Source organism: Knoellia sp. Soil729, assembly GCF_001427985.1.
Taxonomy (GTDB): Bacteria; Actinomycetota; Actinomycetes; order Actinomycetales; family Dermatophilaceae; genus Knoellia.
This window is the reverse complement of the sequence record NZ_LMSA01000001.1, coordinates 581,730-607,795: the sequence shown is the minus strand read 5'-3', so window position 1 is coordinate 607,795 and position 26,066 is coordinate 581,730. Positions and strand designations below refer to the sequence as shown.

Annotated in this window: 24 protein-coding genes; 6 read left to right on the top strand and 18 right to left on the bottom strand. The window is 70.7% G+C overall.

Annotated elements, in window-relative coordinates:
• Positions 1 to 7 precede the first annotated feature (7 nt).
• The 9 genes from ASG74_RS02760 to ASG74_RS02720 all read right to left on the bottom strand — a co-directional run bounded on the left by ASG74_RS02760 (position 8) and on the right by ASG74_RS02720 (position 8,689).
• Complete coding sequence (locus tag ASG74_RS02760; protein ID WP_056138716.1) at positions 8 to 622, bottom strand: uridine kinase family protein; 615 nt, start codon at positions 620 to 622, stop codon at positions 8 to 10.
• The gene (locus ASG74_RS02755) at positions 619 to 1,509 is read right to left on the bottom strand and encodes an aldehyde dehydrogenase family protein (RefSeq protein WP_056138714.1); all 891 of its coding nucleotides are present in this window, start codon (positions 1,507 to 1,509) and stop codon (positions 619 to 621) included. Before ASG74_RS02755 ends, ASG74_RS02760 begins: the two co-directional genes overlap by 4 nt.
• The gene (locus ASG74_RS02750) at positions 1,509 to 2,954 is read right to left on the bottom strand and encodes an aldehyde dehydrogenase family protein (protein WP_056138712.1); all 1,446 of its coding nucleotides are present in this window, start codon (positions 2,952 to 2,954) and stop codon (positions 1,509 to 1,511) included. Before ASG74_RS02750 ends, ASG74_RS02755 begins: the two co-directional genes overlap by 1 nt.
• 34 nt (positions 2,955 to 2,988) lie before the next feature.
• Positions 2,989 to 3,996 carry a deoxyribose-phosphate aldolase gene (deoC, locus tag ASG74_RS02745; RefSeq protein WP_156465251.1) on the bottom strand — a complete coding sequence of 336 codons (1,008 nt, stop codon included), beginning with the start codon at positions 3,994 to 3,996 and terminating at the stop codon, positions 2,989 to 2,991.
• 82 nt (positions 3,997 to 4,078) lie between these two features.
• Positions 4,079 to 5,128, bottom strand: a complete 1,050-nt coding sequence (locus ASG74_RS02740) for an HNH endonuclease (RefSeq protein WP_235498779.1) — start codon at positions 5,126 to 5,128, stop codon at positions 4,079 to 4,081.
• The gene (locus ASG74_RS17525) at positions 5,107 to 5,538 is read right to left on the bottom strand and encodes a DUF222 domain-containing protein (RefSeq protein WP_056138709.1); all 432 of its coding nucleotides are present in this window, start codon (positions 5,536 to 5,538) and stop codon (positions 5,107 to 5,109) included. The genes ASG74_RS02740 and ASG74_RS17525 overlap by 22 nt, the downstream gene beginning before the upstream one ends.
• 89 nt (positions 5,539 to 5,627) lie before the next feature.
• On the bottom strand, positions 5,628 to 6,110 hold the full coding sequence (locus ASG74_RS02730; protein WP_056138707.1) for a J-domain-containing protein: 483 nt from the start codon (positions 6,108 to 6,110) through the stop codon (positions 5,628 to 5,630).
• 60 nt (positions 6,111 to 6,170) lie between these two features.
• Positions 6,171 to 7,841, bottom strand: a complete 1,671-nt coding sequence (locus tag ASG74_RS02725) for a phospho-sugar mutase (protein ID WP_056138705.1) — start codon at positions 7,839 to 7,841, stop codon at positions 6,171 to 6,173.
• A gap of 8 nt (positions 7,842 to 7,849) precedes the next feature.
• On the bottom strand, positions 7,850 to 8,689 hold the full coding sequence (locus ASG74_RS02720) for a purine-nucleoside phosphorylase (protein WP_082569520.1): 840 nt from the start codon (positions 8,687 to 8,689) through the stop codon (positions 7,850 to 7,852).
• 37 nt (positions 8,690 to 8,726) lie between these two features.
• Here ASG74_RS02720 and ASG74_RS02715 point away from each other — a divergent pair, with 37 nt between their 5' ends.
• Both ASG74_RS02715 and ASG74_RS02710 read left to right on the top strand, forming a co-directional pair.
• Entirely contained in the window at positions 8,727 to 10,145 is a 1,419-nt protein-coding gene (locus tag ASG74_RS02715; RefSeq protein ID WP_056138702.1) for an NAD(P)H-quinone dehydrogenase, read from the top strand.
• A gap of 70 nt (positions 10,146 to 10,215) precedes the next feature.
• On the top strand, positions 10,216 to 10,803 hold the full coding sequence (locus ASG74_RS02710; RefSeq protein WP_056138700.1) for an antitoxin: 588 nt from the start codon (positions 10,216 to 10,218) through the stop codon (positions 10,801 to 10,803).
• Positions 10,804 to 10,879: 76 nt separating this feature from the next.
• Here the strand turns inward: ASG74_RS02710 and ASG74_RS02705 are convergent, their stop codons facing one another.
• Entirely contained in the window at positions 10,880 to 12,652 is a 1,773-nt protein-coding gene (locus ASG74_RS02705) for an acetyl/propionyl/methylcrotonyl-CoA carboxylase subunit alpha (protein ID WP_056138697.1), read from the bottom strand.
• A gap of 135 nt (positions 12,653 to 12,787) precedes the next feature.
• Between ASG74_RS02705 and ASG74_RS02700 the strand changes: the two genes are divergently transcribed.
• Positions 12,788 to 13,624: an aldo/keto reductase gene (locus ASG74_RS02700; protein WP_056138696.1), complete on the top strand. Its 837-nt coding sequence runs from the start codon at positions 12,788 to 12,790 to the stop codon at positions 13,622 to 13,624.
• Positions 13,625 to 13,726: 102 nt separating this feature from the next.
• Here ASG74_RS02700 and ASG74_RS02695 read toward each other — a convergent pair whose 3' ends face one another.
• Both ASG74_RS02695 and ASG74_RS02690 read right to left on the bottom strand, forming a co-directional pair.
• Complete coding sequence (locus tag ASG74_RS02695; protein ID WP_056138693.1) at positions 13,727 to 15,187, bottom strand: VWA domain-containing protein; 1,461 nt, start codon at positions 15,185 to 15,187, stop codon at positions 13,727 to 13,729.
• 26 nt (positions 15,188 to 15,213) lie between these two features.
• Positions 15,214 to 16,125: an AAA family ATPase gene (locus ASG74_RS02690; RefSeq protein ID WP_056138691.1), complete on the bottom strand. Its 912-nt coding sequence runs from the start codon at positions 16,123 to 16,125 to the stop codon at positions 15,214 to 15,216.
• 45 nt (positions 16,126 to 16,170) lie between these two features.
• On the opposite strand from ASG74_RS02690, the gene ASG74_RS02685 reads away from it, so the two are divergent.
• A complete protein-coding gene (locus ASG74_RS02685; protein ID WP_056138689.1) occupies positions 16,171 to 17,094 on the top strand; it encodes a PfkB family carbohydrate kinase in 924 nt (307 codons plus the stop codon).
• A gap of 15 nt (positions 17,095 to 17,109) precedes the next feature.
• Here ASG74_RS02685 and ASG74_RS02680 read toward each other — a convergent pair whose 3' ends face one another.
• Both ASG74_RS02680 and ASG74_RS02675 read right to left on the bottom strand, forming a co-directional pair.
• Entirely contained in the window at positions 17,110 to 17,349 is a 240-nt protein-coding gene (locus ASG74_RS02680; protein ID WP_056138687.1) for a hypothetical protein, read from the bottom strand.
• A gap of 74 nt (positions 17,350 to 17,423) precedes the next feature.
• A complete protein-coding gene (locus ASG74_RS02675) occupies positions 17,424 to 17,819 on the bottom strand; it encodes a MerR family transcriptional regulator (protein WP_056138686.1) in 396 nt (131 codons plus the stop codon).
• A gap of 66 nt (positions 17,820 to 17,885) precedes the next feature.
• On the opposite strand from ASG74_RS02675, the gene ASG74_RS02670 reads away from it, so the two are divergent.
• Entirely contained in the window at positions 17,886 to 19,073 is a 1,188-nt protein-coding gene (locus ASG74_RS02670) for an acyl-CoA dehydrogenase family protein (protein ID WP_056138684.1), read from the top strand.
• Between the two features lie 31 nt (positions 19,074 to 19,104).
• Positions 19,105 to 20,667, top strand: coding sequence for an acyl-CoA carboxylase subunit beta (locus tag ASG74_RS02665; protein WP_056138682.1), 1,563 nt, complete (start codon positions 19,105 to 19,107; stop codon positions 20,665 to 20,667).
• Positions 20,668 to 20,681: 14 nt separating this feature from the next.
• Here the strand turns inward: ASG74_RS02665 and ASG74_RS02660 are convergent, their stop codons facing one another.
• From ASG74_RS02660 to ASG74_RS02645, 4 genes are all read right to left on the bottom strand, one after another.
• Positions 20,682 to 21,335 carry a Maf family protein gene (locus ASG74_RS02660; protein WP_056138677.1) on the bottom strand — a complete coding sequence of 218 codons (654 nt, stop codon included), beginning with the start codon at positions 21,333 to 21,335 and terminating at the stop codon, positions 20,682 to 20,684.
• Positions 21,335 to 23,233 carry a Na+/H+ antiporter gene (locus tag ASG74_RS02655; protein ID WP_056138674.1) on the bottom strand — a complete coding sequence of 633 codons (1,899 nt, stop codon included), beginning with the start codon at positions 23,231 to 23,233 and terminating at the stop codon, positions 21,335 to 21,337. The genes ASG74_RS02660 and ASG74_RS02655 overlap by 1 nt, the downstream gene beginning before the upstream one ends.
• Before the next feature lie 41 nt (positions 23,234 to 23,274).
• Positions 23,275 to 24,993 (bottom strand): DUF885 domain-containing protein, encoded by a 1,719-nt coding sequence (locus tag ASG74_RS02650; protein WP_056138672.1) that lies wholly within the window; start codon positions 24,991 to 24,993, stop codon positions 23,275 to 23,277.
• A 157-nt stretch (positions 24,994 to 25,150) separates the two neighbouring features.
• Positions 25,151 to 26,065 (bottom strand): endonuclease domain-containing protein, encoded by a 915-nt coding sequence (locus tag ASG74_RS02645; protein ID WP_056138669.1) that lies wholly within the window; start codon positions 26,063 to 26,065, stop codon positions 25,151 to 25,153.
• Position 26,066: the final 1 nt, after the last annotated feature.

The window sequence follows — 26,066 nt, the reverse complement described above, 5'->3', positions numbered from 1 at the left end:
GGCCGTCTCAGGCCAACTGGGCCTCGACGTCCTTGGCGCGGGCGGCCACGGCGCCCAGCGCGACCTGCCGGCGGATGACCTCGGGCTCCGCGCGCATCAGCCCCAAGCCGCGGCGCATGAGCACCGTGGGGCTCTTGCGCCGCTCCTTGAGGTCGCGCGCGAGGCGTCGCACGAACGTCACGAACGGCCGGTGGGAGATGCACCACGCGCTGTGCAGGATCCCGGCCTCGCGCAGGGAGGCGACGATCTCGGCGGCAAAGATGCCCTCGGCCAGGATGAGGTCGTCCGGACCCGCGGAGACGGTGGTCGTCGAGACCGCCCGGCTCTGGGAGATGTCATAGACCGGTGTCGAGGTCGAGCCGGTGTCGACGAGCTCCACCAGGGCGGCGACGGCCGCGGAGGCGTGCCACGAGTCGGGGTGGTCCCAGTCGACGATCCCGAGGCCGACCTGCCGCGGCATCGGTGGTTCCTCGAGGTCGTCGAGGTTCCGGTAGAAGTCGTCGAGGCGCACGATCGGCCAGCCGAACCGGTCGTGGAGCCGCTCCGCCAGCCGCGACTTGCCGGAACCACTGGGGCCGGCGAGGACGACGACGCGCGCCCGACCGGTGCGATCCGTTGTCACCGGCCCTTGGGGTGCCAGACCGTCTTGGTCTCGAGGAAGGCGGTGAGTCGGGACAGGTCTGGGGTGGCGGTCCAGTCGGGCTCGACCGCGTCGGCACCGGTGCCGGCCGGACGCAGGACGCGCTTGAGGTTCTCGGCGCTCGCCTCCTCGAGGGCACCCCAGTCGACGCCGTCGGCACCGGCCGCGCCCGCGAGGTCGATGGCGTTGACGTCGCGGTGGCTCGCCAGCCAGGGGGCGATCTCGGACGCCTTGCCCGTGATGATGTTGACGACACCGCCGGGGACGTCGGAGGTGGCGAGGCACTCGGCCAGCGTGATGGCCGGCAGCGGCCGGTCGGCACTCGTCACGACCACGACGGCGTTGCCGGACACGATGACGGGTGCGATGACCGACACGAGACCGAGCAGGCTCGACTCCTGCGGTGCGAGGACGGCGACGACGCCGGTCGGCTCGGACGCGGAGATGTTGAAGTACGGACCCGCGACGGGGTTGAGCCCGCCGAGGATCTGGACGTACTTGTCGGACCACCCGGCATACCAGACCCAGCGGTCGATCGCCTGCGAGACAACGGCTTCGGCTGCTGCGGCGGTGAGTCCCTCGGCGTCGCGCACCTCCTGCACGAGCTGCGGGCGGCGCGCCTCCATGACCTCGGCGACGCGGTAGAGGACCTGACCGCGGTTGTATGCCGTGGCACCGGCCCACGCGGGCTGCGCGGCTCGCGCTGCGGTGACCGCGTCACGCGCGTCCTTGCGCGACCCCTGGGCGGCGTTGGCGAGGAACTCGCCCTTGCGGGCGGCATACACCTCGTAGGAGCGACCACTCTCGCTGCGCGGGAACTTGCCACCGATGTAGAGCTTGTAGGTCTTCTTGACGTCGACGCGGGCCATCAGTGCGTTCCCTTCACGTAGGGCTCGAGACCGTGCCGGCCGCCCTCACGGCCGTAGCCGGACTCCTTGTAGCCACCGAACGGGCTGGTCGGGTCGAACTGGTTGAACGTGTTGGCCCACACGACACCGGCCTTGAGCTGGTCGGCCATCCAGAGGATGCGCGAGCCCTTCTCGGTCCAGATGCCCGCGGACAGGCCGTAGGGCGTGTTGTTGGCCTTGGCCACGGCCTCCTGCGGGGTGCGGAAGGTGAGCACCGACAGGACGGGTCCGAAGACCTCCTCCTGCGCGATGCGGTGCGTCTGTGAGACACCGGTGAAAACCGTTGGCCGAAACCAGAATCCCTTGCTCGGCAGCTCGCAGCCGTTGTCCCAGCGCTCGGCGCCCTCGGCCTCGCCGACGTCAGTGAGCGCGATGATGCGGTCGAGCTGGGCCTTGCTGTTGATGGCGCCGACGTCGGTGTTCTTGTCGAGCGGGTCCCCGACGCGCAGGGTCTCGAGGCGGCGCTTGAGGCGGCTCTCGACCTCCTCGGCGATCGTCTCCTGCACGAGGAGCCGCGACCCTGCGCAGCAGACGTGGCCCTGGTTGAAGAAGATGCCCCGGACGATGCCCTCGACGGCCTGGTCGATGGGTGCGTCGTCGAAAACGATGTTGGCGGCCTTGCCGCCGAGCTCGAGGGTGGCCTTCTTGCGGGTGCCGGAGATGGCGCGGGCGATCATCTTGCCGACACCCGTGCTGCCGGTGAAGGCGAGCTTGTCGATGCCGGGGTGGTCCACGATCGCCTGTCCGGTCGGGCCGGCTCCGGTGACGATGTTGACCACGCCCGGGGGCAGGTCGGCCTGCTGGCACACCTCGGCGAAGAGCAGCGCGGTGAGCGGCGTCGTCTCGGCGGGCTTGAGCACGACGGTGTTGCCGGTCGCCAGAGCCGGGGCGATCTTCCACGAGAGCATGAGCATCGGGAAGTTCCACGGGATGATCTGCCCGACCACGCCGTGGGGCTGCGGGTTCGCACCACCGGGCAACGCGGCATACCCGAGCTTGTCGGCCCAGCCGGCGTTGTAGAAGAAGTGCGCGGCGGCGAGCGGGATGTCGACGTCGCGGCTCTCCTTGATCGGCTTGCCGTTGTCGAGGCTCTCGAGGACGGCGAACTCGCGCGCGCGCTCCTGCAGGATGCGGGCGATGCGGTAGAGGTACTTGCCGCGGTCGGCGCCGCTCATCCGCGACCAGACCCGCGTGTATGCCGTCCGCGCGGCCTTGACCGCCGCGTCGACATCCGCGTCGCTCGCAACCGAGACCTCGGCGAGGACCTCCTCGGTGGCGGGGCTGATCGACTTGAAGCTGGCTCCGGAGCCGTCGACGAACTCGCCGTTGATGAAGAGTCCGTAGGAGCTCTGGAGGTCGACGACGGCCCGTGACTCGGGGGCCGGTGCGTACTCGAACTTTGGCATCAGTGGGCTGTCCTTGTCGTTCGTCGCGCGTGCATCAGTAGGCCGTGGAGGGGGAGTCGTCGGCGATGTAGCTGGCGCCCGAGTAGGCGCCGGTGGTCATCCGCTGGCGCTGCAGGAGGAGGTCGTTGAGCAGGCTGCTGGCCCCGAAGCGGAACCAGTGGTTGTCGAGCCAGTCCTCACCGGCGATCTCGTTGACCGTGACGAGGAACTTGATCGCGTCCTTGCTCGTCCTGATCCCGCCGGCGGGCTTGACGCCGACCTGCTCGCCGGTGAGGTCGCGCCAGTCGCGCACGGCCTCGAGCATGATCAGGGTGACGGGGAGCGTTGCGGCGGGCTGGATCTTGCCGGTGCTCGTCTTGATGAAGTCGCCGCCGGCGAGCATCGACAGCCAGCTGGCGCGGCGGACGTTGTCGTAGGTGACGAGCTCGCCGGTCTCCATGATGACCTTGAGCCGCGCGTCGCCGCAGACCTCCTTGACCTGCGCGATCTGGTTGAACACCGTGAGGTAGTCGCCCGAGAGGAACGCGCCACGGTCGATGACCATGTCGATCTCGTCGGCGCCGGCCCTGACCGCGTCCTTGGTGTCGGCGAGCTTGACCGCCATGCTCGCGCGCCCACTGGGGAAGGCGGTGGCGACGGCCGCGACCTTGACGCCGGAGTCGGCGCCGAGCGCCTCCCGGGCGATGCCCACCATGTCGCCGTAGACGCAGAGGGCGGCCGGGCGGGGGGTGCTCGGGTCGCTGGGGTCGGGCAGGAGCGCCTTGGCGGCCAGGCCACGCACGCGACCCCTGGTGTCGGCGCCCTCGAGGGTGGTGAGGTCGATCATCGAGATGGCGAGGTCGATCGCCCAGGCCTTGCTCGTCGTCTTGATCGAGCGGGTGCCGAGTCCGGCCGCCCGGGCCTCGCACCCCACCTGGTCGACCCCCGGCAGTCCGTGGAGCCAGCGGGTCAGGGCCTGGTTGGTCAGGCGGGAGACCCCGAGCAGGTCGCGGGCGCGAGACGTCGCATCGAGTGCGGGGTCGGCGGTCTGGGTGATGCTCACCCCGGGAGTCTATCCGCGTGCGGGATCGCCCCCACATCGTCACGTACTGGGGTCAGGCGGCCCAGGAGTGGCTTTGGAGGCGTCAGGCGACCTGCAGCTCCTCATGGTCCATGAGCCAGTCCTCTGGCGGGTCGGGCATCCAGCCGTGCCATGGGTCCTGCGGTAGCGGCAGGTCCTGGAGGTGGACGTCGGGAGCCGGTTCGAGCCAGCCCTCACCGAGGATGGGTGGTGCGGTGGAGTCATGGACGCGCCCGGTGGGAGTCATGATCCGCACCGAATGTGAACCCGTCCCGTCGAGGCCGGTGGACTGCACGCGCACGTGCCAGCCGGTGATCTCCTTGACGAGGTTGTGGCGTTGGCACAGCCCGGCGCCGTTGGCGGCGTCGGTGGTGCCGCCTTCGGCGTGGGCCTGGGTGTGGTCGGCCTGGACCGCTGGTGCGTCGCACCAGGGGACTCGGCAGGTTGGGTCCCGCAGTTCCAGGAAGCGCCGCAGCCCGCCCTCGAACCGGCGGCGCACCGAGTCCAGGGCCACGAGGTTGCGCCCGGTCGGGTCGGTGAACAGGCGCCGCAACCACACGAACGCCGGCGTGTCCGCCATGTCAGAGGCTTGGTCGAGCAGTGCGGCGATGTGCGCTCGGGCGTCTGCCCCCGGGATGACACCCCAGCCGGGGATGACCGCAACGTCGTCGGTCGGGGCCTTTCCGCCGAACGCGGCCGGCAGCAGCACCCGGTCGGTCATCACCAGGTTCACATCAACCGGTTGCGGCTGGTCCTTCGCCCGCCCACTGAGCAGCTCCAACGCCCGGTCGGCCAGCCACGCACCCTTGCTCCGGGTGTCGGCCCGGGCGGCTGCCGCGGCGGCCTCCCACTGGTCCGCGGGCAGGTCCGGGTCGAGGACGTGGCGGCGCTTCTCCTCAGCGGTCAACGCGACGTGGGCTCCGATGATGTCCTTGACAGGGCCCAGGATCGACAGCCACGCCATCCCATCGGCCGCCGGACGCACCGAAATCCGCCGGGACGCCACTGCCCGGCGGTTGCGCTCCGCCAGGCTCTCCGCATCCAGTGCAGCACCCGCACGCCGTGCCGCCCCCGCCAACGCCTTGTCACCCATCATCGCCAGCTTCGACGCCAACCGTCGGTCCACCTCGCGCCGGTGCTCCACACTTCGCGCACCAGGATCATCGCCCGACGCTCACTGATCTCCCCACGCGTGAGCGCGCCCATCGTCTCCGGCATCTCCGACACCAGCGCCTTCGCCACCCCGACGTGCTGGTCCGCCAGCGTCGGAGAGCACCGCCGCGCGAGAGCCACCTCCGCGCGCACACTGCGCGAGTCCTCCCCCAACGCTTCACGGTCGGTCACCGCAGCCGCGGTCAAGCGGGCCTGCGCCGCAGCAGCCGCACCCTTGAGCGCCTCCAACGCCGAGACCGCGTCCAAGCGCTGCCGCTCGTCCACGCCCTCGGGGTCCACCGACGACAACCACGACACCAAGGAGGCCACCTGCGCTGCAGGTACCCCGTCCCGGATCGCGATCTCGTCCATACCATCAACCTATCGGCGACCACTGACAACGGACCGCGCCCGCGCACCAAACCCGCTGCGACTCAACGACTTCAACGCCAGAGACCGTCTCAGCGTCGGCGCCACCGCCACCAACGGCGTCTGCGCGGCGGGTCGGGTTCGGGAGTCGCCTCGGTCGACGAGGATGCCGCCGCAGCCGCCAGCTCGGCCCGCAGCTCCTGCCACTGGGCGACCATCTCGTCGACGTCCACCAACCGGGCCCAGATTGGCGGCTGCTTGCCCAGCGCCGGACGACGGCGGTCATCGAGCACCCGAGCGTTGTAGTCCTGCAGCACCTCTCGAACCCCCGCCTCGGAGCGGACGTCGAGCAGTGATTCGGAGAACGACGCGTACTCCCGGCGCAGCAGCATCACCGGCGGCATGGCATCAGACATCTTCAGGCCCTCACGGGCCATCATCTTCTTGACCCACCAGTCCGGGTCCGGATCATCGAGCCCGCTCAGCGGCTTCCCGGCGCCCGGCAGGTTGTCGAACTCCCCGCGCTCCTGCGCCTCACGGATCTGCTTCTCCACCCACGACTCATGGAAGGACATGAGACAAGCATGACCCACGGGTCCTGCCCGCGTGCAGCTTCCCGCGCCCCTTGCCCAAGCTCAGAGGGCGGTGGCGGCCTCGAGCTCGGACCGGATCGCGGCCAGGCGTTCGGCAGCACGCGACCGCGCGCCGGCCAGGTCCCCCTCGACCACAGCCTCGATCACCTCGAGGTAGACCTTGAGCTTGGGCTCGGTCCCGGACGGACGCACGATGATCCTCGAGTCGTCCGCGAGGAACCAGCGCAGACCCTCCGTCGGCGGCAACCCCCCGTCGCCCTTGGCGAGGTCGTCCACGGTCGAGACCTCCACTCCCGCAACGCTGCTCAGCGGGCTGGCTCGCAGCCGGGCCATGATCTGGTCGATGAGTGACAGGTCCTCGACCCGGACGGCGAAGGCGTCGGTCGCGTGGACGCCGTGCGTCACGGCGAGCTCGTCAAGACGCTCCGTGATGGAGCCGCCCGACGCCTTGAGCGAGGCCGCGATCTCGGCCACGACGAGGGCCGCCGACACCCCGTCCTTGTCACGCACCTCGTCAGGGTCGACGCAGTAGCCGAGCGCCTCCTCGTAGCCGTAACGCAGACCGGGTACGCGCGAGATCCACTTGAACCCCGTCAGCGTCTCCTCGTGCGCGATGCCGGCCGCACGGCACACGGTCGCGAGCATCCGCGACGACACGATGGAGTTCGCGAACACCGCGTCCGAGCTCACGCCGCGGTCGAGCAGGTGGGCTCCGAGCAGGACCCCCACCTCGTCGCCTCGCAGCATGCGCCAGCCACCGGGGCCCGGCACGGCGACGGCGCAGCGGTCGGCGTCGGGGTCGTTGGCGATGACGACGTCCGGACCGGTCTGCTCCGCGAGGTCGAGGGCCGCGTCCATCGCACCCGGCTCCTCGGGGTTGGGGAACGGAACGGTCGGGAACAGCGGGTCGGGCTCCGCCTGGCTCGGGACCTGGAGCGGGGCGGCATACCCGGCTGCCTCGAACGCGCGGGCGACCGTCTCGGAACCCACGCCGTGCAGGGCCGTGTGGACGACGACGAGGTCACGCGGGGAGTCGGGCGAGACGACGTCGACGACGTGCGTCAGGTAGCTCTCGAGCACCTCGTCGCCGAGCGTGTCCCAACCGTCGTCGGCTAGTGGCACGTCGGCCACGCGCTCAATGCGCGCGATCTCGGCTGCGATGTAGGTATCGGAGGGGGACACGATCTGCGAACCGTCGCCGAGGTAGACCTTGTAGCCGTTGTCCTCGGGCGGGTTGTGGCTGGCGGTGACCATGACACCGGCGTCGGCGCCCAGGTGCCGGATGGCGTAGGCGAGCACCGGCGTCGGCAGGGGCCGTGGCAGCACCGAGGCGCGCCCACCGGCACCGAGCACGACCGCAGCCGTGTCGCGAGCGAAGACGTCGGAGTTGAAGCGTGCATCGAACCCGATGACGACGAAGGGTTCCGGGTCGGTTTTCTGAAGGTATGCCGTGAGGCCGGCTGCCGCTCGGATGACCACCGCGCGGTTCATCCGGTTCGGTCCACCGCCAAGCGCGCCCCGGAGGCCGGCCGTGCCGAACTGGAGCATCCCGGACATGCGGTCCAGGAGGTCCTCGGTCGCGGCATCGTCACCGGCCTCACAGGCCGCGACGACGGCCTCGAGCTCTGACCTGGTCTGCGGGTCGGGGTCGTCGGCGGCCCAGGCGCGAGCGGCCGCGATGGCGTCGGTCACTTGGGTGTCGGTCGTGGTCATGGTAGCCCTCAGATCTTGGCGACGACGGCCGCGAGCAGCTTCCCGCACCGCTGCGCCGCGTTGCGGCCGGCCTCGAGGACCTCTTCGTGGTTGAGCGGCGTCTTGGAGATGCCGGCCGCCGGGTTGGTGACGAGCGAGATGCCAAGGACGTCCATGCCGCTCTGACGGGCGGCGATGGCCTCGAGTGAGGTGGACATTCCGACGAGGTCGCCACCGATCACCTTGGCCATCTGCACCTCGGCCGGTGTCTCGTAGTGCGGGCCGCGGAACTGCACGTAGACGCCCTCGTCGAGGCCGGCGTCGACCTCGCGGGCCAGGTCGCGCAGCCGTGGGGTGTAGACGTCGGTGAGGTCGACGAAGTTCGCTCCCTCGATGGGGGAGTGCGCGGTGAGGTTGATGTGGTCGCGGATGAGCACCGGGGTTCCGGGAGGCCACTCCTCGCGCAGCCCGCCGCAGCCGTTGGTGAGGACGATGGTGCGGCAGCCGAGTGCCGCAGCGGTGCGCACGTTGTGGACCACCGCGCGCACGCCCTTGCCCTCGTAGAAGTGGGTGCGGGTGCCGAAGACGAGGGCTCGCCGACCCGTGTCACCGATCGCGACCGAGCGCATCGTGCCCGAGTGTCCCGCCACGGCGGCCCTGCCGAAGCCGGGCACGTCGGTGTTGTCGATCTCGGTCAGGGTCTCGCCGATGAGGTCACCGGTCTGGCCCCAGCCGGAGCCGAGGACGAGTGCCACGTCGTGGGTCTCGAGGCCGGTGCGCTCGCGGATCACGGCGGCCGCTGCGTCGGCAACGGCGAACGGGTCGGTCGCCGGATCGGCGAGGTCGAGGGACGGCGAGGCTGCGGCGATGTCGGTCACGCGAGCAGGGTAGCCGCCGCGTGGTTGGATGGAGCCCGTGAATGCGCGAACCGGTCGAGTGGTCATTGTCGGTGGGGGCCCCGGTGGCTACGAGGCGGCTCTCGTGGCCGCGCAGCTCGGGGGCGACGTGACGATCGTGGACCGTGACGGGCTCGGCGGAGCCGCTGTCCTCACCGACTGCGTGCCCTCCAAGACGCTCATCTCCACCGCCGACTACATGTCCGAGTTCGAGACGGCTGCCCAGCTCGGTGTCCACCTCGAGGACGGCGAGGGTGACGAGGTGAGCGACGCCAAGGCCGAGCTCGCGGAGGTCAACGCCCGCGTCAAGGACCTCGCGGCCGCCCAGAGCCGCGACATCACCGAGCGCGTGACCGAGGTCGGCGTACGCATCCTGCGCGGCACCGGCCGGCTCCTGTCCGCCACGCGGGTCGAAGCCACGCTCGAGGGCGGCGGCACCGAGCAGCTCGACGCGGACGTCATCCTCATCGCCACCGGTGCCACGCCGCGCACGATGACGACGGCCGAACCGGACGGCGAGCGGATCCTCACCTGGCAACAGATCTATGAGCTCGACTCCCTGCCCGAGCGCCTCATCGTCGTCGGATCCGGCGTGACGGGTGCCGAGCTCGCCCAGGCCTATCTCGGTCTCGGCACCGAGGTCGTCCTCGTCTCCTCGCGCGAACGCGTGCTGCCGGGTGAGGACCCCGACGCCGCGACGGTCATCGAGGACGTCTTCAAGCGACGTGGCATGGAGGTGCTCGGACAGTCCCGCATGGCCGCCGTCGAGCGTCGAGGGGATGGCGTGGTGGTCAGGCTCGTCGACGGGCGTGAGGTCGAGGGGTCGCACGCGCTGCTCGCCGTCGGGTCCATCCCGCAGACCTCCGGCATGGGGCTCGAGGAGGTCGGGGTCGAGCTCAAGGAGTCCGGACACATCGCCGTGGACCGGGTCGCGCGCACGTCCGTGCGAGGTGTGTATGCCGCGGGCGACTGCACGGGTGTGCTTCCCCTGGCGTCCGTGGCGGCGATGCAGGGACGCATCGCCATGTCGCACGCGTTGGGTGACGCCGTGGCGCCGCTCAACCTCGGAGTCGTCTCGGCCAACATCTTCACCGACCCCGAGATCGCCACCGTCGGCATCTCCCAGAAGGCGCTCGACGAGGGCCTGGTCGACGCCGACGTCGTCATGCTTCCCCTCTCCCGCAACCCCCGCGCGAAGATGTCGGGGATCACCGACGGCTTCGTCAAGCTGTTCGCGCAGAAGGGCTCCGGCGCCGTGATCGGCGGCGTGGTCGTCGCGCCGCGCGCCTCGGAGCTGATCTTCCCCGTCACGCTCGCCGTCCACCACCGGCTCAACGTCGACCAGGTGGCGAGCACCTTCACGGTCTACCCCTCGCTCTCCGGCTCCATCGCAGAAGCGGCCCGCCGCCTGCACACCACCGACAGCTGAGCCACACTTCGCTCTCGCCCGTGGCTACCTTGGGGACCATCCGAACCCGAGACCCTGGGAGAGAGCAACGATGAGCGACCAGAAGCAGCCGATCAGCGGCGACGAGGCCTTCACCAAGGCCAAGGACTACGCCCGGGACAACCCGGGCACGGCACGCAGCGCCATCGACAAGGTCGAGGACATGCTCGACCGGCAGACCGGTGGCAGGTTCTCGGACGCCATCGACAAGGGGGGTGACTTCATCGAGGGACAGCTCGGCATCCCCACCGAGAGCACGACACCGACCACGCCCCCGTCGGCACCCGAGACGCCCCCGAGCACACCGCCGGCCGACCCGGGCAGCACCCCGACGACGCCCGAGCAGCCCTCAGAGGTGCCTGTCCCCAACCCCGCTCCCGGCACGGGGGACCCGCAGCCGCAGCAGGACCCGACCGCTCCGAGCACCGCCCCCGACACGACGGCCGACTCCTCCTTCCCGCCACAGGACGCCGAGCCCCAGAGCCCGGGTGGCGCGACACCGGGTGAGGCTGGCGGGCTCCCCGAGGGTGGACCCACCCAGCAGGGTGACCCCGGCACGTCGAGCGCCCCCGGCGGCACCCAGCCGGTCGATGGCGGCGAGTCGATCGACCTCGGTCAGGACGACACCTCTGCCCGGTGAGGCGACCACGACGCAAACATGACGAACGCCCGTGTGCCGGCTGACCGGCATACGGGCGTTCGTCGTGGGTGGAGCGTCAGGCGTCCTTGATCTCGCAGAGCACGGCGCCGTTGGTGACGGTGGCGCCGACCTCGGCGGTGAGACCGCTGATCGTGCCGGACTTGTGGGCGGTGATCGGCTGCTCCATCTTCATCGCCTCGAGGACGACGACGAGGTCACCCTCGGCGACCTCCTGGCCGTCCTCGACGCCGACCTTGACGATGGTGCCCTGCATGGGCGCGGTGAGCGAGTCGCCGGACGCGGCCGCACCGGCCTTGCTGCCACCGGAGCGCTTGGGCGCCTTCTTCTTGGCTGCGCTACCGCCACCACCGAGCGCGAGCCCGGCGGGCAGGACGACCTCGAGTCGGCGACCACCGACCTCGACCGTGACGCGCTGGCGCTCGCCGGCCTCCTCGGCGCCGTCTGCGGCGGCCTCGCCGGCGAACGGCGCGATCTGGTTGTCGAACTCGGTCTCGATCCAGCGGGTGTGGATCGTGAAGGGAGCGTCACCCTCGGGGGCGAACGCGGGGTCGTCGACGATCGCGCGGTCGAACGGGACGACGGTCGGCATGCCGTCGACCTCGAGCTCGGCCAGGGCGCGGCGTGAGCGCTCGAGGGCCTGCTTGCGGGTGCGGCCCGTGACGATGAGCTTGGCGATCATCGAGTCGAACGCACCGGCCACGGTGTCACCCTCGACGATGCCGGCGTCCCAGCGCACGCCAGGCCCCTGGGGTACGACCATGCGCGAGACCGTGCCCGGGGCGGGCATGAAGTTGCGGCCGGCGTCCTCGCCGTTGATGCGGAACTCGATGGAGTGCGCCATCGGCGACGGGTCGTCGTAGCCGAGCTCCTCGCCGTCGGCGATGCGGAACTGCTCTCGCACGAGGTCGATGCCGGTGACCTCCTCGGTCACGGGGTGCTCGACCTGGAGGCGGGTGTTGACCTCGAGGAAGCTGATCGTGCCGTCGCTGGCCACGAGGTACTCGCAGGTGCCGGCGCCGACGTAGCCTGCCTCGCGCAGGATCGCCTTGGACGCGCGGACGAGCTCGGCGTTCTGCTCGTCGGTGAGGAAGGGCGCGGGAGCCTCCTCGACGAGCTTCTGGTTGCGGCGCTGGAGGGAGCAGTCGCGGGTCGAGACGACGACGACGTTGCCGTGCTGGTCGGCGAGGCACTGTGTCTCGACGTGCCGCGGCTTGTCGAGGAACTTCTCGACGAGGCACTCGCCGCGACCGAAGGCGGTCACGGCCTCACGCACGGCGGAGTCGAACAGCTCGGGGATCTCCTCGAGGGTGTGGGCCACCTTGAGGCCGCGACCGCCACCGCCGTAGACCGCCTTGATGGCGATGGGCAGGCCGAACTCCTTGGCGAGCTCGACGACCTCGTCGGCGTCCTTGACCGGGTCCTTGGTGCCGGGAGCGAGCGGTGCGTCCGCCTTGACCGCGATGTGCTTGGCCTTGGCCTTGTCGCCGAGGGAGTCGATCGCCTGGGGGCCCGGGCCGATCCAGGTCAGACCGGCGTCGAGAACCTTCTGGGCGAAGTCGGCGTTCTCGGCGAGGAAGCCGTAGCCGGGGTGGACCGCGTCGGCGCCGGCCTCCTGGGCCACCTCGATCAGCTTGTCCTGGAGCAGGTAGGAGTCGGCGGGCGTCGTGCCGCCGAGGGCATAGGCCTCGTCGGCGACCTTGACGTGCAGGGCGTCGCGGTCGGGCTCGGCATAGACGGCGACGGAGCCGATGCCGTGGTCCTTGCAGGCGCGGGCGATCCGGACGGCGATCTCGCCGCGGTTGGCGATGAGGACTTTGCTGATGGCCATGGACCGGACTGTAGTAGGTCGCCGCAGTCCGTGTGGGGAACGGTCACGCGGGGTCGGTCACACTGCCTGCGCACCCGGCCGAGATGCCCGGGGCACTCGCGAACGTTCGGTGAGCACGCGGCATACGGTGGGCGCATGCCCATCCACGACATCCCCCTGACCTCCGGCACGAACCGGATCGCCATCCCGCAGCTCGGCTTCGGTGTGTGGCAGGTCCCCGACGACGAGGTCGACGCCGCCGTGCTGGCCGCCCTCGAGACCGGCTACCGCCACATCGACACCGCGAAGCTCTACAACAACGAGTCCGGTGTCGGCCGCGCCCTCGCCGCGACCGACGTCCCCCGCGAGGACATCTTCGTCACGACCAAGGTGTGGCCCACGGAGTTCGGTGCGCAGGAGACCGTCGAGTCGTTCACCGCTTCGATGGACCGCCTCGGACTCGAGACCCTCGACCTGTTCCTGCTGCACTGGCCGTTCCCCGCGAAGGGCCGCTTCGTCGACGCGTGGAAGGCGCTCCAGGCGCTGCGCGACTCCGGGCGGGTGCGCGCCATCGGTGTCTGCAACTTCCACGTCGAGCACCTCCAGACGCTGTTCGACCAGACCGGCGAGTGGCCCGCCATCAACCAGATCGAGCTCCACCCCTACCTCCAGCAGCGTGAGGTCGTCGAGTTCAACGCCGAGCACGGCATCGTCACCGAGGCGTGGAGCCCGCTCGCCTCCGGCAAGGAGGTCCTCGACGACCCGGTCATCGGTGCCATCGCCCAGCGGCTCGAGGCGACACCCGCGCAGGTGATTCTCGCGTGGCACCTGGCTCGCGGCTTCGTCGTCCTGCCGAAGTCGGTCACGCCGTCGCGCATCGCCGAGAACTTCGCCTCGACGTCAGTGACGCTGAGCGAGGCCGACATGGCCGAGATCGCCGCGCTCGACCGTGGCATGCGCACGGGCCCGAACCCCGACGAGTTCAACGGCTGACCCCGCCCCACCTTTTCCGGCTGATCACGGAAGAGGAGCGTTCGGCCGGGAACGGTTCCGGGCCGAACACTCCCATTCCGTGATCAGCCGGAAAAGGGGAGGTCAGATGGGGAGGAGGCGGGCGACGAACTCGCGGAGCTGGGCCACGTTGCGGCACTCGTGCATGTCGACGATCTCGCTGTAGCCCAGGGCCACCGAGTCGCCGCTGCCCCACATGCGGACGGGCTCGGGGTTGAGCCGCGAGACGTGCCTGGCCGCCCCGGCGATCTCGCGGAGCCGGTCGAACTGCGGGTCGGTGTGGTTGGAGCGCGCGTCGCCGAGGATGAGCACGGCCGAGCGGTGCCCGATGGCGTCGAGGTGGTGCTCGACCACGTCGGCGAAGACGGCTCCATAGTCGCTGTTGCGGTGCCAGCGCGTCATCCGGGAGAGGTCGTCGAAGGCGCCGCTGAGGTCGCTACCCGGAGGGGCACCGAGGACCTGGTCCGTGAGGTCCTCGACCCGGTTGACGAAGCCGAGGATGCGCACGCGGCGGAACTGCGTCGCGAGGGCCTGCACGAGCAGGATCGTGAAACGGGAGAAGCCGGCGACCGAGGACGACAGGTCGCAGAGGATGACGAGGTCGGGACGGTGCGGGCTCGCGTGTTCCAGTGCCGGACGCAGGGGTATGCCCCCCGTGCTGAGTGAGCGACGCAGCGTGCGTCGGATGTCGATCCGGCCACGCGAGGAGCGTCGGCGCCGGGCCGCGAGGCGGGTGGCCAGCTTGCGGGACAGCGGCTGGATCGCCCCGCGGAGCTCGTCGAGCTCGACCGGGCCGGCGAGGAGGAAGGGCGTCTGCTCGGCAGGCGCGCGCACGGCATACCGGCTGATCCGTTCGGCGCCGCGAGCCTCGGCGTTGCGACGGCGCGTCTCGGCCTCGACGCGCCGGCGGAAGGCAGTGACGTCGCTGCGGAGCTCGTCGCGGGTGAAGCGGGACGCGAAGTTGGTGCCGCTCGCCGGACCGCTGACTCCGGAACCGGAGCCTCCGGAACCACCACTGCCGTCGCCGGACCCGCCGGCGGCATCTTCGGCAGGATCCTGCATGCGGGCGAGCGCCCCAGCGATGGCGGTCTGCGGCGCGAGGGTGTCGAGGGCCTGCTGGGCAGAGAACGAGCCGGTGGTCGCGGCGTTGGCGAGGGCACCGAGCTCGGCGACGACGCGGGCTGCGAGCTCGTCGAGGGCGCGTTCGTCGCCCAGTGCCAGGGCGCGGGCGAGGTCGTCGCGCAGCTCTGCGGCGCGGCTGCGGCGGTCCTCCAAGGTGGCCGGTGGCACATCGCTGGTGACGCCGTCACGCTCGCCGATCGCTGCCGGGAACCAGACGTCGAAGAGGTCGTCGAAGACCTGCCGCTGACCGGCCCGGCGCAGGAGCGCGGCCGCCAGGCCCTCGCGCAGGCGCTCGCGGTCCTCGAGCCCGAGGACGTGGGCCGCGGAGCCGGCGTCGACGACCTCGCTGGTGCCGACGACGACTCCGTGGCCGCGCAGCGCGCGCGCGAAGCCGACGAGGCGGGAGTCGAGTGCCGTGGACATGGTCGTGGGTGCGGTCGCTGTGCCGGTCAGGACGGAGCAGGGAGGTCGAGGGCCACGGCTGCACGCTGGATGTCGTCCTGGTGCTTGAGCAGGACGCCGAGGTTGTCGCGCACGAGCTCGGCGCTGAGGTCGTGGTCCTGCGTGGCACCCAGGGCGATGAGCGTTCGCGCCCAGTCGACGGTCTCGGAGACCGAGGGTGCCTTGCGCAGGCGCAGCTCGCGCAGGCGCTGGACCAGGCGGACGACCGATGCGACGAGGGTGTCGTCCAGGCCGGGGGCACGCAGCGTGACGATGCGCTGCTCGAGCTCGGCGGTGGGGTAGTCGATGTGGAGGAAGAGGCAGCGCCGTCGCAGCGCCTCGGACAGCTCACGCGTCGCGTTGGACGTCAGTACGACGAAGGGGCGGTGGGTCGCGGTGATGGTGCCGAGCTCGGGGACGGTCACCTGGAAGTCACCGAGGATCTCGAGCAGCAGCCCCTCGATCTCGACGTCGGCCTTGTCGAGCTCGTCGATGAGCAGGACGACCGGCTCCTCGCTCCGGATGGCCGCCAGCAGCGGGCGGGGGAGGAGGAACTCGTCGCTGAAGATGTTGTCGCGCAACGCATCCCAGCCATCGGAGGAGCCTCGCTCGGCGGTGATGCGCAGGAGCTGCTTGGCGTGGTTCCACTCGTAGAGCGCTCGTGCCTCGTCGACACCCTCGTAGCACTGCAGCCGGATGAGCCGGGCTCCCGTGGCGGCCGCGACGGCGTTCGCCAGCTCGGTCTTGCCGACTCCTGCAGGTCCTTCGACGAGCAACGGCTTGCCCAGCTGGTCGGCGAGGAAGGCCGTTGTCGCGATGGCGTCGGAGGCAAGGTAGCCGGATTCGGCGAGGCGTTCGCGCACCTCGTCGACGGACGAGAAGCGGGTGGTGGCTGCGGCGGAAGGCGCGGAGGTGCTCACGGCGACATCCTCGCAGCCCCGACTCCACGGCATACGCTGCCGTTCATGTCTCCCCGGGTGATCCACACCGCTCAGGCACTCGTCGACGTGGTGGTCGAGGTGCCCTCGCTGCCACGGCGGGGTGGCAACGTCATGGCGCCGCCGCCGCACGACTATGCCGGGGGAGCGGTCAACATCCTCCTGGCAGCGGCGCGGCAAGGTGCCCAGTGCGTGCATGCCGGAGCGACCGGGACCGGCCCGCACGGTGACCTCGTCCGGGAGGCCCTGACCGCCGAAGGCGTCTCCGTGTCCAGCCCGGTCGTTCCCGATCTCGACACCGGCATCTGCGTCGTCATGCTCGAGCCGACGGCCGAGCGCACGTTCGTCACCACGCAGGCCGCGGAGCGGGTCATCAGCGTCGAGTCGCTGCAGACGTCGGAGCCCGCCGCAGGAGACCTCGTCTGCGTCAGCGGCTACAGCCTGACCGGCACGACACGAGATCCGTTGCTGCAGTGGCTTGCTGGCCTTCCCGAGGGCGTCGAGGTCGTGCTCGACCCGGGAGCCATCTTCGCCGAGCTCGACGACGGGATCCGGAAGCGCATGCTGGCGATGACGACGGTGTGGACGGGCAACGCGGAGGAGAGCGAGTTCCTCACTGGGGTCTCCGACATCGTCATGGCCGCTGAGAAGTGCCTCGACCACCTGCCGGCGGGCGCCGTCGCCATCGTCAGGGACGGCCCGCATGGGTGTGCGGTCCACGCGGACGGTCTGACCACGGAGCTCCACGGCTACCCCCAGAAGGCGGTGGACACCAACGGTGCCGGGGACACCCACACCGGTGTCCTCGTGGCCTGTCGAGCAGCCGGTATGCCGTGGGTCGAGTCCGCACGCCGGGCCAACGCCGGTGGGGCGATCAAGGTGACCCGACGCGGGCCGGCCACCGCGCCGACGGCAGCCGAGATCGACAGCTTCCTCGCCGAACAGGCCTGATCGGCAGGCGCAGCCTCAGCTCGGGTGGCCCTCCGCTTCGACGGCGTCGGCCTCGCCGGCGTCGCTCTCGCCGGGGTCGCTCTGGCCGGCGTCGGTCTGGTCAGCAGCCGGCGGGGCAGAAGCCGCCTGGGCCTCGGCCAGCGCCCGCTCCCTGCGCCGGTCGAGGAGCACCTTGCCGAGGCTGCCCACCATCACCGCGCCCACGGTGCCCGACATGATCCAGGCGAAGGCTGATCGTTCATCCGCGCGGTCCATGCGGCACTCCTCGAGGTGTGGTTGCGGCGTCCAGTGGTCACCGTGGTCCACGCAGGCCCCTGCGGTCAAGGGTCTCAGCGCAGACGGTCCAGGTCCGCCCGGCAGGACTCCTCGAAGCGGTCCAGCTCGCCGAGCGCCGCGTCGAGGTCGCGACGGCGCTGCTCGAGGTCGGTGCGACGCTCGCCGATCTGGCCGAGGACGTACTCGAGCTGGCTGCGGCGCCCGCGCGGCGTCTCGTAGAGGTCGATGATCGTGCGGATCTCCTCGAGTGGGAACCCGAGGCGCTTGCCGCGCAGGATGAGGTTGAGGCGGGTCTTGTCGCGGCGGCGGTAGATCCGGCTCGTGCCGTGCCGCTCGGGGGAGATGAGCCCGAGCTCCTCGTAGTGGCGCACGGTGCGGTGGGTGACGTCGAACTCTTGGGCGATCTCGCGGATCGTCCAGGTCTCGTCGTCCTTCACGCGGCTTGCCACGGAGGTAGTATTGCTTTACGTTTACGTCAACGTCAAGCACCACAGCGTCACCCCGAGAGGACATCGATGTTCGAGCTCAGCCAGGACCACGAGGACTTCCGTAAGGTCGTGCGCGACTTCGCCGAACGCGAGGTCGCTCCCCACGTCGCGCAGTGGGACAAGGACCACCACTTCCCGAGCGACCTCGTGCCCAAGATGGGGAACCTCGGCCTCTTCGGGCTCGTCGTCCCCGAGGAGTTCGGCGGCAGCCTGGACCCCGAGGAGGGTGGCGCCTTCACCAGCCTCTGCGTCGCCATCGAGGAGCTCGGTCGCGTCGACCAGTCCATCGGCATCACCCTGTCGGCTGGCGTGGGCCTGGGCATCAACCCGATCCTCACCTACGGCACCGACGAGCAGAAGCAGCGCTGGCTGCCCGACCTCGTCGCCGGACGCACCCTCGCCGGCTTCGGCCTGACCGAGCCCGATGCCGGCTCCGACGCCGGCGCCACGCGCACCAAGGCCGTCCGCGACGGTGACGAGTGGGTGGTCGACGGGTCCAAGGCGTTCATCACCAACTCCGGCACCGACATCACCTCCGTCGTCACGGTCACCGCCCGCACGGGGACGGACGACAAGGGCAACGCCGAGATCAGCGCGATCATGATCCCCTCCGGCACACCGGGCTTCACCGTCGAGGAGCCCTACGACAAGCTCGGCTGGCACATCAGCGACACCCACGGCCTGAGCTTCGACGGCTGCCGCGTGCCGGAGGCCAACCTCCTCGGCGAGCAGGGCCAGGGGTTCAAGCAGTTCCTCAAGACGCTCGACGACGGGCGCATCGCGATCTCCGCCCTGGCGCTCGGCATGGCGCAGGCGATGCTCGAGCTGTCCACCGACTACGCGAAGACCCGCACCGCGTTCGGCCGCCCCATCGGCGCCAACCAGGGCGTGTCCTTCCAGGTCGCCGACCTCGCCGTGTCGGTCGAGGCCGCGCGCCTGCTCACCTACAAGGCGGCGTGGCTCAAGGACGAGATGGAGGCCGGCCGACGCTCCGTCAAGGAGGTCAAGCAGGCCGCGTCGATCGCCAAGCTCTACTCGAGCGAGGCCGCCGTCACCGCCACTCGCGTCGCCGTGCAGATCTTCGGCGGCAACGGCTTCATGGAGGAGTACCCCGTCGCGCGCTTCTACCGCGACGGCAAGATCCTCGAGATCGGCGAGGGCACGAGCGAGGTCCAGCGCATGCTCATCGCACGCCACCTCGGTCTCGGCGCCTGAGTCCCGTCGTGTCCCTGACAGAGTGGGAGGTATGCCGGTGAGCGAGTCCGATCCCAAGGTCGCCGATGTCCGTCGTCGCCTCGACGCCGCCCACGCGGCGTCGGCGTCCGCGCCCGAGAAGGCGGCAGCCAAGCTGGCCTCCCAGGGCAAGCTCTATGTCCGCGACCGCATCGCCCTGCTGGTCGACGAGGGCAGCTTCGTCGAGGACGGCCGCTACGCCAACGCCCTCGCCAAGGGCCTGCCGGCCGACGGGGTCGTCACCGGCCGCGGGACCGTGGACGACCGGCCCGTCATCGTCATCGCCAACGACCCCACGGTGAAGGCCGGGTCGTGGGGTGCTCGCACTGTCGAGAAGATCGTGCGTGCGACCGAGATGGCGCTGCGCGAGGAGCTGCCCGTCTTCTGGTTCGTCGACAGCGCCGGTGCCCGCATCACCGACCAGGTCGAGATGTTCCCCGGCCGCCGCGGCGCCGGCCGGATCTTCCACAACCAGGTCGCCCTCTCCGGCAAGGTCCCGCAGATCTGCTGCCTCTTCGGCCCGTCGGCCGCCGGCGGCGCGTACATCCCGAGCTTCACCGACCTGCTCATCATGGTCGAGGGCAACGCGTCCATGTACCTCGGCAGTCCGCGCATGGCCGAGATGGTCGTGGGGGAGAGGGTCTCACTCGAGGAGATGGGCGGAGCCCGGATGCACTGCACCGTCTCCGGAGTCGGCGACATCCTCGTGCAGGACGACGCGGAGGCCATCGAGATGGCCCGGCTCTACTTCTCCTACGTCCCGCAGAACTGGCGGACCCCAGGGCCCTCGTATGCCGTGGAGTCGCCTTCCGCCCCCCTCACCCGCACGTCCGTCCCCGAGCGGGAGAGCCAGCCCTTCGACGTCCACGAGGTCATCGACGGCCTCGTCGACGACGACAGCTTCTTCGAGATCAAGGCGCTGTTCGCTCCCGAGCTCGTCATCGGTCTCGGCCGCATGGACGGCGAGACCGTGGGCATCGTCGCCAACAACTCGATGGTCAAGGGCGGCGTGCTCTTCACGGACAGTGCCGACAAGGCCGCGCGCTTCATCTGGCTCTGTGACGCCTACTCCATCCCGCTCGTCTACCTCGCCGACGTCCCCGGCTTCATGATCGGCTTCGAGGTGGAGCGCGGTGGCATCATCCGCCACGGCGCCAAGATGGTCTCCGCCGTGTCGAGCGCCACGGTCCCGCAGTTCTGCGTCGTCGTCCGCAAGGCCTACGGAGCCGGCCTCTATGCCATGGGTGGCCCGGGGTTCGGCCCGGACGCGACCATCGCGCTGCCCACCGCCCGCATCGCGGTGATGGGACCCGAGGCAGCGGTCAACGCCGTCTACGCCAACAAGATCGCCGAGGTCGAGGCCGCGGAGGGGGCCGCGGCGCGCGACGCCTTCGTCGCGCAGAAGCGGTCCGAGTACGAGGAGGACGTCGACCTCGAACGCCTGGCCGCCGACCTCGTCATCGACCAGGTGGTCGAGCCCGAGGACCTGCGCGACGAGCTCCTGCGCCGCCTGCGCTACGCAGCGCACCGGGACCGCACGTTCGCAACCAAGCGACGCGGCATACCTCCGGTTTGAGCCCCAGCCGACGCTCAGCGAGCGCGCAGGTCCTGCCAAGCCACGCCGAGGTCGCGCAACAGCTCGCGCAGCAGGGGAAGTGACACGCCCACGACGTTGGAGGGGTCGCCCTCGATGGCGCGCACGTAGGGCGCGCCGAGCCCGTCCAGCGTGAAGGCGCCGGCCACGTGCAGTGGCTCCCCCGTCGCGACGTAGGCCGCGATCTCGTCGTCGTCCAGGTCCGCGAAGTGCACGGTGGTCGACGCCGTCGCCCCGACCACGCCCCGGGTGCCGCCGTCCTCCGGGCCGCGGTCGTCGATGAGCCAGTGGCCGGTGTGGAGCACCCCCGAGCCACCCCTCATCCGGGTCCACCGGGCCGTGGCCTGCGCGGCGTCGGCGGGTTTGCCGTGGACCTCGCCGTCGAGCTCCAGCACCGAGTCGCAGCCCAGGACGAGGTACTCGGGCTCGTCGGCGTCGACCCGGGCGCGCACCACGTCCTCCGCCTTGGCCCTGGCGAGCAGGAGAGCGACATCGGCGGGGGGCAGGACACCGTGGATGGCCTCGGCCGCAGCCAGGGCCGCGTCCTCGTCGACGCTGCTCACCTGCACGAGTGGCTCGACCCCCGCCGACCTGAGCGTGGCGAGACGGGCCGGGGAGGCGGAGGCGAGGACGAGTGGCACGGAGGTCATCAGCCCAGGACCTCGTCGACGAAGCACCAGCGCCACGCCTCGCCCGGCTCGAGCGAGCGCATCACCGGGTGCTGTGACGCGCCGAAGTGCTTCGAGGCATGGCGGCCCTCGGACGAGTCGCAGCAGCCGACGTTGCCGCAGGACACGCAGACCCGCAGGTGGACCCACGTCAGTCCCTCACGCAGGCAGTCCTCGCAGCCCTCGGCGCTGGAGGGGACCGCGCAGTCGGGCTCGGCGGTGAGGTGCTCGCACGCCGTCCGGACCTGGTCGGGAGCCAGCAGCGGGGCGTCGCGCACCTTCGCGGCCCGGGCCATGTTCCACGTCAGCGCTGCCTCCTCGGCGTCGAGCTGGCTCATGACGCTGGACAGGATCTCGTGGTCCACCTCGTCCTCGTCGCGGATGCGCACCAGCTCGCGGCGCTCGGCGTCGAGCATCACCATGCGCAGCCGTCGTCGGATCTCGGTCGGCGGCTCCGCCTCACCGGGCCCCAGGGTGCCGAGGCGCTCCCAGATGCGGTTCACCCGCAGCTCGGCATTCTCACGCAGCTCCTGCGCGACGACCGGGTCGAGGTCGGGCTCCTCGTCGAGCGAGCGCAGCCCCGCACCGGTCGCGGCCTGCACGACGGTCGCCTCCTGGAGCGCGTCCTCACGCGGGTCGGGTCCACGCACCCCCAGGGCGCGCGCCAGGGCCGGCAGCGTCGAGGACTGCAGGGCGAGCGTGCCGACGGTGACGATGAGGGCGATGAGGACGAGCGTGGGTCGCTGCGGAGTCGTCACGGGCAGGGTGAGGGCAGCGGCCAGGGTGACCACACCACGCATGCCCGCCCAGGAGGTGACGGCGATGCCGGCGGCCTGGGCCGGCATACCGTCTCCCCGTCCCAGGGCGTGCGAGAGCCAGGAGAACGGGAAGATCCACAGCGGTCGCAGCAGCAGCACGCACACCAGAACGACGAGCCCGGCGACGACGGCACGGCCCAGGGAGATCTCGCTCGCCCGCACGTCGGCCACCTCGCTCGAGAGCTGCAGCCCGATGAGGAGGAACACGGTGTTCTCGAGGAGGAAGGTGACGCTGGCCCAGTTGACCCGCTCGCTCAGTCGTGAGGCGGCGGACTGCAGGATGAGCGACTTGTGGGCCAGCAGGAGGCCGGTCGTGACCACGGCGAGGACGCCACTGGCGCCGAGCTGTTCAGCCGGGAGGTAGGACAGGAAGGGCGCCGCGAAGGACAGTGCGGTGTCCGAGGTGGCCTCGGTGAGGTGCTTGCGGACGAGCCCGATGAGCATGAACACGAGCCAGCCGACGCCGACGCCACCCACCACGGCGAGGCCGAAGTCACGTGCCACCGAACCGATGGACACGGGCCCGTGCGAGGCCAACCCGTGGTGCGAGGTGGCCAGTCCGGCGGCGGCGATCGCGGTCCGCAGCGTCACGAGCGCGGTGGCGTCGTTGAGCAGGGACTCGCCCTCGAGGATCGTCGTGATGCGGCGCGGCAGGCCGATGCCACGCGCCACGGCCGTGGCGGCGACGGCGTCGGGCGGTGCCACGATCGCGCCGAGCGCCACCGCGACCGGGAACGGGATGGGCAGCAGCCAGTGGGCGACGAGGGCGACGCCGAAGGCGGTGAAGAGGACGAGGCCGACCGACAACCCCAGGATCGGGAGCCGGTTGACCCTGATGTCCACCAGCGAGGTTCCGATGGCGGCGGCGTAGAGCAGGGGCGGGAGCAGTCCCAGGAGGACGACCTCCGGGTCGAGGGTCACCTCCGGTACGAAGGGCAGCACCGAGGCCACGAGGCCGACGACCAGGAGCGCGATCGGGGCGGGCAGTCCGATCGGGGCGCTCAGGCGCGCCACGACGATGACGGTCAGGGCGATGGCGACGAGGGTCAGGGCGAGGGTCACGTGCTTATTGTCGGGGATGCGGGCGACCTCGAAACCCGGGTTCAGCCCTGCATGGCCTCCACGAGCACGTCCAGCCCCACCGAGCCGACGTCGAGCGCACGACGGTGGAAGGCCTTGGGGTCGAACGAGTCGCCCTCTCGCGCAGCGGTGTCGTCGCGCAGCTGCATCCAGATGCGCTCGCCGACCTTGTAGCTCGGGGCCTGGCCCGGCCACCCCAGGTAGCGGTCGAGCTCGAAGCGCAGCGAGGCCTCGTCGTCGATGTTGTGTGCGGTGAGGTAGGTCCACGCCTTGTCGTAGGTCCACTCGCCGCCGCCCACCTCGGCCGGTGCCTCAAAGCCGCAGTGGATGCCGATGTCGAGGACGACCCGCGCCGCTCGCAGCGACTGGGCGTTGAGGAAGCCGAGGTAGTTCCCGGGGTCCTCCATGAAGCCGAGGTCGGCCATCAGCCGCTCGGCATAGAGGGCCCAGCCCTCGCCGTGGCCGCTCACCCAGCACAGCATCCGGCGCCAGCGGTTGAGCAGCTCTGCGCGATAGGTGGTCTGCGCGACCTGGAGGTGGTGGCCGGGGACGCCCTCGTGGTAGACGGTGCTCAGCTCGTTCCACGTCCCGAACGTCTCGACACCTCGCGGCACCGACCACCACATGCGGCCCGGGCGGGTGAAGTCCTCGCTCGGGCCCGTGTAGTAGATCCCGCCGGTGTGGGTCGGCGCGATCCTGCACTCGATCGTCCGCACGGGCTCGGGGATGTCGAAGTGGGTGCCGTCGAGCAGGTCCATCACCTCGTCCGCCTTGGTCTGCATCCAGTCGCGCAGGGCATCGGTCCCCTGCAGCTGGTATGCCGGGTCGGCACCGAGCGCTGCGATCGCGTCGGTGATGCTGCCGCCGGGGACGATGCGCTCGGCGGTGCGGCGCATCTCGGCGTCGAGACGGGCGGTCTCCTCCTGCCCCCAGGCGTACGTCTCCTCCAGGTCGACCGTGGCCCCGAGGAACAGGCGGCTGGCCCGCTGGTAGCGCTCGCGCCCGACGGCGTCCTCGGTGCGGGCGCGGTGGAGCAGCTGCTCGCCCAGGAAGGTCTTGAGCTCGGCATAGGCCTCGACGGCCGACGCCGCTGCGGCCTCGAGGTCACGCTGGGCCGCCTCGTCGAGTCGTTGGCCTTGGGGGCCGCCGATGCGGGCGCCGCTGACGAACGTGGTGAAGAAGCCGTCGTCCCTGACGAGGTCGTCGCACTGGCTCATGCAGGCCCGGACCTGGCGGCGGGCCGCGACGTGGGTGGGGTCGGCCTCGACGGCGGCGAGCAGCGTGGCGCGCCACTGCTCCAGAGCCGGGGGCAGAGCCCTCAGGCGCCGGGTGATCGTCGCCCAGTGCTCCGGCGTCGCTGTGGGCATGAGGTCGAAGACGTCACGCACCGACTGCATCGGCGAGGCGAGGACGTTGACGTCGCACTGCCTGAGTCCGGCCTCGTGGATCTCGAGGTCGAGGCCCAGGCGCTCGCGCATGGCCGCGATCGTCACCCGGTCGATGTCGTCCACCGGTTCGGCGCCGTCGAGCTCGGCGAGCGTGGTCCGCGCGAGCTCGGCCCGGGCGTCGTAGCCCTCTGGGGAGAAGTCGTCCAGCTCGTCCTGGCGCACGTCGATCCCGAGGTAGGTCGCCTCGATGGGGCTGTGGTGCACGACGGCGTCGAAGTGCCGCTCCGCGATGGCGTCGACGGCGGTCGGGGTGCGGACGGACGTGGGCGCTGACGTGGGGGAGGTCTGGGTCACCAGCCCGACGCTACCTCGTGCACATCTCACCCAATTCCCCCCAAATGCACCAGACACGCCGGTATGCCGTCCGCCCGCCCGCGTGCACATCCCACCCAATTCCCCCGAAAAGCACGGACACGCCGGGTATGCCGTCCGCGCAGCTCGCCCGACCACCTCACGCGATCTTCCCGCGCGGTTGGAACCAGCGCTGGTAGGTGGCGCGGACCCTCACCGGGCAGCCTCGCTGTCGCAGGGCGTCCGCCACCTCACGCACCACCTCGTCGGGGAAGTCATAGAGGTGCTCCGCGCGGATGACGATGATGATCCATCCGGCATCGCGCATCTCCTTGCGCCGTGCCTCGTCCTTTTGTCGCTGTTCTGGCTCGTCGTGCCACCGCCCGTCGTACTCCAACGCCACCTTGTACTCGACCCAGGCCAGGTCCAGCCGGTATCGCTCGATGCCACCCACGAGGTACGGGTGGTTGCACACCGGCTCGGGCAGCCCGGCAAGGACGACGAGCAGGCGGGACTGGGTCTCGGGCACGGACTCGGAGCGGGCGCGCACCAGCCGCGCGGCGGCGGTCGCTGCCCGGCGCCCGTGCCCTTCCCAGGCCTCCACGGCGGACACGAGCTCCTCGGGCGTGATGGCGTCGCGCGCCACCAACCGGTCGCCGAAACAGACGAGGCCAACGAGGTCGAACCGCACAGCGAGGTGGATGAACGTCATCGCCGGGCCAGTGACGGGGAGCCCGTGCCGAGTCCACTTCTCCATCTCATAGGTGAACCGATGCGTCTTGATGCCCTCGCCCATCGACTTCACGTCCCGGCTGAAGGCGAGATGCACGTCGCTGCTGCTGGGCCACGACGGCACCCACAGCTGGCCCGCCGTCTCGTGGCTCAGCCTGCAGTGGGCAGGGGCACGCAGGACGGCAGCGCGTGCCCGGACGACCAGGGTGTCGGGAACCGCCGCACTGATGTGGACCCCGTGGAAGATACGCCGGTATGCCGGCCCCGCGAGCTCACGTCTCGACACACCAGCCGTGGTGGCCCAGTCCGTGAGGAAGGGGCGGAAGGGGTCGAAGTCGGACATC